The sequence below is a fragment of the Chryseobacterium sp. 2TAF14 genome (assembly GCF_052115105.1).
Lineage (GTDB): Bacteria > Bacteroidota > Bacteroidia > Flavobacteriales > Weeksellaceae > Chryseobacterium.
This window is the reverse complement of record NZ_JBFRGA010000160.1, coordinates 1-6,560: the sequence shown is the minus strand read 5'-3', so window position 1 is coordinate 6,560 and position 6,560 is coordinate 1. Positions and strand designations below refer to the sequence as shown.

Sequence of the window (6,560 nt, the reverse complement as noted above, 5' to 3'; positions counted from 1 at the left end):
TCGTGACTGTCTTTTGCAATTTAAATAAGTTAACTTAAAAACTTTCTCACAACAAGAAATATCTGTAATTTTGAACGAGCATAATAGTATGAAAAGGAATCTGGGTTTTATTTTTTTATGGGCGTTTATTTTTGGTTTTTCACAATCAAAAATTGGCGTGTTTAATGAGGCAGATAAGACCCCTATTGCCAATGCAACTGTTTCTTGCAACAGTAAAATTTTAGGCAAAACCAATGCTGAAGGTTTTTTAGAATTTAAAACCAAATGTAAAAAAATTCAGATTGAAGCATCCGGTTTTTACAAAGAAAGCACTTTGCCTGAAGACAACATCAAAATTTATCTCACCAAAACTTCTTCTAAAACTTTTGCGATTGAGACTGTAATTCTTGAAGATAAAAGTGATCCCAGAGCATTGGAAATCCTTAGAAAAGTAGATCAGCTCTTTAAAAGCAACTCTCCCGAAAGCCTCGATTCTTATGCGTACAAATCTTATGAAAAGGTCTCGCTGGATATTGACCAAGACAGTATTACTGCATTTAATAATGTATTTACTAACAATTTAGGATTATTTAAAAACAATAAAAAAGAAGATTCCGTACAAGATATTTCTGCAAAAAAAATATTTGCCAACAGCAAACTTTTTCTTTGGGAAAGAGCTCAGGAATTTTTGTATTCTAAAAAATACGGCGAAAAGATAAACATCCTCGACAACCGAATTTCAGGACTTAAACAGCCTATCTACGAAATGATTGCGCTGCAAAGTAATCGAAATAAGATCCCTAATCAGATAAAACAGGAAAACCGCGGTCTGTACCGTTTTTTTCTTACAGACAGCCTGGAAATTGACGGCAGGGAAACCTATGTCATCCGTTTTCGTGAAGCGAATTATAAAAAAACCGTAAAAAAAAGAAAATTCAGCGGTTCTATTTATATTGATAAAGAAACATATGGCATCAAAAAAATAGAAAGCATAAGCAAAGAAAAGAACGAAGGAAACATTACCAGCATTTGGACATTCTTTAACAACAAATGGTTTCTGTCTGAAGAAAGCGTAAAACTCAGAATGAGCCGCATGATGATGGGACAAGACAATGAAAACCCTGAAAAAGAGAAAGAAAAAAAGAGGAGTTTCGGAACTTATGCTTACCTCAATTCTAAATATTTTAATTACATTTCTCCTATTGAAGAAGATCCTGAAGACTTCAAAGGCTATACTTTTTCGGTAAAAAACACTTCTGGAAACACGCTTCATCTGTATCGTCCTGAACCTTTATCTGCAAGAGAAAGTCACACTTATAAAACGATTGACAGTCTTGGAAAAGTCTACAGAATCGACCGTACCGCCAGAATTTTAACGGGTTTGATTAACGGGCAGGTTCGTGCAGGAAGTTTTGATTTTGATATTGGTGAAATTGTTAATTACAACTTATATGAAGGTTTCAGATTTGGTTTAAAGGCAAAACTTAATGAAAATTTCGACCCTTATTTTTCGCCCGATTACTATTTTGCTTATGGTTTGGGCGATGATAAATTCAAATACGGAATCGGGGTTGATATGAAAACCACCCTCGAAAAAAACTCTTACTTCAGGCTTGAATATTATGATGATGTAAATTCATCCGGTGAGTTTTACCGTCGTCTCTGGACATTCAGAATGCGTATGATGAACTACGGAAATAATATCAACAACGATAAATATTACCGCTACAAAGGCGCATCTTTATCATATTTAAATGATATTACCAACGGTTTAACGCTTGCTTTTGCTACAAGGAGAAATTCGGAAGAAGCTTTATTTGATTATGATTTCCGTGGAAAAGGCGGCTCTTTTGAAAACTTCAACACTTTGGTAACCCTAAAATATTCTCCAAATTCCACAAATATTATGACACCACAGGGAAAATCACTGATCGATCAGAAATATCCCGAGCTTTATTTTAATTATGAGCAGAGTGGAAAGATTTTTGGCGGAGATTTTAATTACACCCGTTTTGATGCCTTGTTTACACACAATTTTAAAACCAGACTGGGAACTACAGGAGTGCGTTTATACGGAGGTTTTCTTTTGGGTGAAGCTCCGATTTGGAAAAATTTTACAACAAACGGATTGGCTTCTCCAAGTCGGGATATTAATTTTAACCTTACTTCCTATCTCGGTTTTGCCACGCTGGAAGGCGGAAAATACTACAACGATAAGTTTATTGCTTATTATTTTACCCACAAATTGCCTTTTTATTTTAAAAGTATCGGTCAGAATGTGACAAGCTTTGACTTTGTTTTAAGGGGAACAATTGGTGACATGAAGCATCCCGAATATCATAATTACAGATTCAGAAAGCTGGATCATTTATACCAGGAAATAGGTCTTGAATGGAATAATTCTTTATCCTCTTACTTCAACCTCGGGTTATTTTACAGAGTTGGATATTATACAACCACTAATTTTAAACAAAATTTTGCGGTTCAGTTTAAGCTTAAATTACTAGAGTTCTAAAATTCCCCTCCTCTGGAGGGGTGGCGAAAATTCAAAGAATTTTTGACGGTGTGGTTATAAATTACAATTAATATTTAAAAATAAAACAATGAAAAAAATAGAAATAAAAGCAGAGCAGTTTTTTGAATTATTAAAACTGAAAGACACTTCGATGTGGTCTATTTTCTCCCAAATGATCGATGGTGAAGAAAAAGAAATCATTTTTTTAGACAACGAAGAAAAAATACTTTTCAATTATATTCTTCCTTCAAATCCTGAAAAATTGGAAGAAGACCGTAAGGAGTTTTCTAAACAATTCTCAGATAAACTAGCGAATCTGAATTAAGTTGGAGGGTTTTAGGGTTGGAGCGTTTTAGGGATCTAGAGTTAAAATAATTACGCCCTGACTCTAAAACACTCTAACTCTCCCACTCTCAAACATGACTACTCTCCCACTCCAAAACACACTTCCTCGCTTCTGCAACATCGTGAACCCGGAGGATTTTCGCACCTTGTTGTAAAACTTTTAAATGCAGTTTCTGAGTTTCTTTATTAATATCCAAAGGTGATTTTCCTAAAGGCTTGTAAATAAAAGATTTTCTTGAAATTCCGATGAGCAAAGGATATTTTCCGAAGCCGAGAAACTGGGTTTCATTAATCATCTTCATTTGATCTTCAACCGTTTTTCCGAATCCGAAACCGGGATCAAGAATAATATCTTTAATTCCTTTTTGTAAAAGTTCGTTGGTTTTTTTTGTAAAATATTGATTGACATTCAAAGTAATATCATCAAATTTCACTTTGTGATGCATTGTTTCGTAAGATTGATTAATGTGCATCAAAACATACGGAAGCCTGGTTTCAGCAACAGCATCAAGCATTTTTTCATCAAATTGTCCGCCTGAAATGTCATTTACAAGATCAATTCCTTCATTAAAACCAAACTTTACGGTTTCAGCATAAAAACTATCTAATGAAATTAAAGCTTGTGGAAACTCTTTTTTAATTTCAGAAATAATCTTTCCAATTCTTCTGATTTCTTCATCACTGCTCAGAAATTCGGCATTTGGTCTTGTAGATTGCGGACCGATATCTATAATTTCACCGCCGTCTTTTAATATTTTCTCAGCATGTTGCAATGCAGATTTTTCATTATTAAATTTTCCGCCGTCTGAAAAAGAATCCGGTGTAAGATTAAGGATCCCCATGATTTTTGGTGAGCTTAGATCTACTAATCTTCCGTTGCAATTTAATGAATGATTATTGATCATTGATGAATGATTTCCCATAACACAAAAATACGACTTCCGGGTTCTTACTTCCAACTTATAGCCAAAAAACTGTGCCCTGATTCCTGTTACCTAAAACCTAATTTGTATCTTTGAAAGATTAAGAAAATTTATGTCAAAAACTTCAGAACAGTTCGGTAAAATCATCAATGAATGTCGTGATCTTTTCAGTAAAAAAATGCATGATTATGGTGCAGCGTGGAGAGTTTTGCGCCCAAGTTCGATTACCGACCAGATTTACATTAAAGTCAACAGAATCCGCACGTTGCAAATGACCGATGTGAAGATGATTGATGAAAGCGAGGAAGGAGAATTTATTGCCATCGTTAATTATTCAATTATCGGATTGATCCAGCTGGAGAAAGGTCTTTCCAACGATTTTAATGAAAATCCTGAAGAAATTTTAAATCTTTACGACAAATATTCTGCTGAAGCTCAGGCTTTAATGGAAAAGAAAAACCACGATTACGGCGAAGCCTGGAGAGACATGAGAATTTCTTCCATTACCGATCTCATTTACCAGAAAGTACTGAGAACCAAACAGATAGAAGATAACCAGGGAAAAACTTTAGTGTCGGAAGGTTTGGATGCCAATTATTTTGACATGCTGAATTATGCCGTTTTCTGCCTAATAAAATTTTCTGAACAAACGATCCTAAACGAACCAAAAACTATTTAAATATGATCAAAGGTTTATTACGCTTCATTATTGCTGTTATTTTTATCCTTTCAGGTTTTGTAAAAGCTGTGGATTTGGTAGGTTTTTCCTTTAAAATGGAAGAATATTTTTCGCCGTCGGTTTTCAACATGGCGTTTTTGGAAAAATTTGCACTGCTCTTTTCAATTATTGTAGTTGTGCTTGAATTATTCTTAGGATTTTTACTTTTATTAAAATTAAAACTGAAATACACACTTACTGCGCTCATTGCGCTTTGCGTTTTCTTTGGCTTCCTTACCTTCTATTCTGCCTATTTTAATGTGGTAACCGATTGCGGATGTTTTGGTGATGCCATCAAGTTTACACCTTGGGAAAGCTTTGTAAAAGACATTGTGCTTTTGGCGGGATTGATAATTCTTTTTGTTTTGTATAGAAAAGAATTCAGGAAAAAAGATGCTTACGCAGCGGGAAATCAACCTGAAAACAATAAATTTAAACTAATTATTTTAGGGATTTTATCTTTAGGAATGATGGTAATTATGGCAATTGGAATCATCAACGAACCGATTATCGATTTCCGTGATTATAAAATAGGAACCGACTTAAAAGCTGAAAAAGCAAAAATCAAAAAAGATCCCGATCAATATAAAACGTTTTATTCGATGAAAAACTCTAAAACCGGAGAGGTTATAAAGGTAAATTCAGACGATTATGTAAACGAGACAAAATATTGGGAAGAAGGCTCACCATGGAAAATTGAAGACGGAAAAAACGAATCTAAACTCGTCAAAGAAGGCTATAAATCTGAAATCGTGAAATTTAAAATTGAAGATCCTACAGGAAATGATCTTACCGACGGAATCATCAATGCACCAAAAGCAATATTGGTTTTTGCATATCATCCGAAAGAAGTTTCTCCTGAACTGATTCAAAAAGTAGAAGCAAAAGTAAATGCTCAGAAAGGCGCCGTTGTCTACGGTGTTTCTACCGATCAGACGACTTTTAAAACCATTAAAAATGCGATGATGGATGGAACTGCAATTAAGACGATCGCAAGAAGTAACCCATTTGTTTTAACATTAGAAAACGGAAAAATTGTTGACAAACAGCCTGCAAAATATTATGTTGACTAAGGCTGTTAATTGTTAATGATGAATTGTTAATTGTCAATTAACACCTTTGAAAACATTAAACTCAAAACATTAAACTCGAAACCTTAAACTTTAAACTTATTAAAATGCATAAATCAAATAAATCGATCGCCGGTTATCACTTATTAATGATTCTTTCATCTGTTGACGGAGAATTTGCTCCGGAAGAAGGAATGCTTGTACAGCAATATCTTGCCGACGAATTTCCGTTTAAAATGAATTTAGATAACGAGCTGGAAACCATCGCATTGCTTAAGCCTGAAGAATGGAAAGATCATTTTGAATTTCACGGGCGTTGCTTTTTAGAAGATTCTACGGAACAAGAGCGTTTAAATTTCATCAAATTTGCCAAAACGCTGATTAAAGCTGATGATATAGTAACAGACGAAGAGCATACTTTCTACGTTCTTCTCAAGAATCTTTGGAATCTAAACTAATCCAAAAAAATATTAACATGAAAAAAACTTGCCTTTCCCTTTTAATATTGAGTATAAGTACAGCTTCATTTCAATCTCAGCTATTTCCTGATTTAAAAGCTCCGATGGCGGAGAAAAAGCAGCATTTAAGAAATATTCATAACGATAAAGTCAATGATCCGTATTATTGGATGATCGATTATTTTAAAAAAGGAAGAGACTCTACCGAGGTTGTAGATTATCTTAAATCTGAAAATTCTTACTGGGAAGGAATGATGAAAGATACAGAACCTTTCAGAGAAAATCTTTTCAAGGAGATGAAGGCAAGAATTAAGGAAAAGGATGAATCTGTACCTGTTTTCAGAAAAGGTTATTACTATTACACCCGAACCGAAAACGGAAAGCAGTACTTCAAATACTGCAGAAAAAAAGGAAGTCTGAGTGCTCCTGAAGAAATTCTTCTGGATGTAGACCAGCTTGCAGAAGGTCATGCTTATTATTCTGCAGCAGGTTTCAGCATCAGTCCGGATAATTCTAAAATGATTTATGGAGTTGATGACGTTTCCAGAAGAC

The 6,560-nt window shown here is 34.3% G+C and carries 6 protein-coding genes and 1 pseudogene; 6 read left to right on the top strand and 1 reads right to left on the bottom strand.

The genetic code is table 11. The annotated features are described in order from the left end of the window. Positions 1-88 precede the first annotated feature (88 nt). Both AB4Y90_RS14265 and AB4Y90_RS14260 read left to right on the top strand, forming a co-directional pair. Positions 89-2,494 carry a hypothetical protein gene (locus tag AB4Y90_RS14265; protein WP_441558210.1) on the top strand — a complete coding sequence of 802 codons (2,406 nt, stop codon included), beginning with the start codon at positions 89-91 and terminating at the stop codon, positions 2,492-2,494. Between the two features lie 88 nt (positions 2,495-2,582). Continuing rightward, positions 2,583-2,819, top strand: a complete 237-nt coding sequence (locus tag AB4Y90_RS14260) for a hypothetical protein (RefSeq protein ID WP_441558209.1) — start codon at positions 2,583-2,585, stop codon at positions 2,817-2,819. Between the two features lie 88 nt (positions 2,820-2,907). On the opposite strand, the gene folP is transcribed toward AB4Y90_RS14260, so the two are convergent. Beyond that, positions 2,908-3,744, bottom strand: a complete 837-nt coding sequence (gene folP, locus AB4Y90_RS14255; protein WP_441558208.1) for a dihydropteroate synthase — start codon at positions 3,742-3,744, stop codon at positions 2,908-2,910. A gap of 130 nt (positions 3,745-3,874) precedes the next feature. Between folP and AB4Y90_RS14250 the strand changes: the two genes are divergently transcribed. From AB4Y90_RS14250 to AB4Y90_RS14235, 4 genes and pseudogenes are all read left to right on the top strand, one after another. Beyond that, positions 3,875-4,441, top strand: a complete 567-nt coding sequence (locus AB4Y90_RS14250) for a DUF1599 domain-containing protein (protein ID WP_441558207.1) — start codon at positions 3,875-3,877, stop codon at positions 4,439-4,441. A gap of 2 nt (positions 4,442-4,443) precedes the next feature. Next, complete coding sequence (locus AB4Y90_RS14245; protein ID WP_441558206.1) at positions 4,444-5,553, top strand: BT_3928 family protein; 1,110 nt, start codon at positions 4,444-4,446, stop codon at positions 5,551-5,553. Between the two features lie 104 nt (positions 5,554-5,657). Further along, positions 5,658-6,008 carry a TerB family tellurite resistance protein gene (locus tag AB4Y90_RS14240; RefSeq protein ID WP_441558205.1) on the top strand — a complete coding sequence of 117 codons (351 nt, stop codon included), beginning with the start codon at positions 5,658-5,660 and terminating at the stop codon, positions 6,006-6,008. Positions 6,009-6,025: 17 nt separating this feature from the next. Next, positions 6,026-6,560: pseudogene (locus AB4Y90_RS14235) on the top strand (oligopeptidase B); the annotation flags it as partial.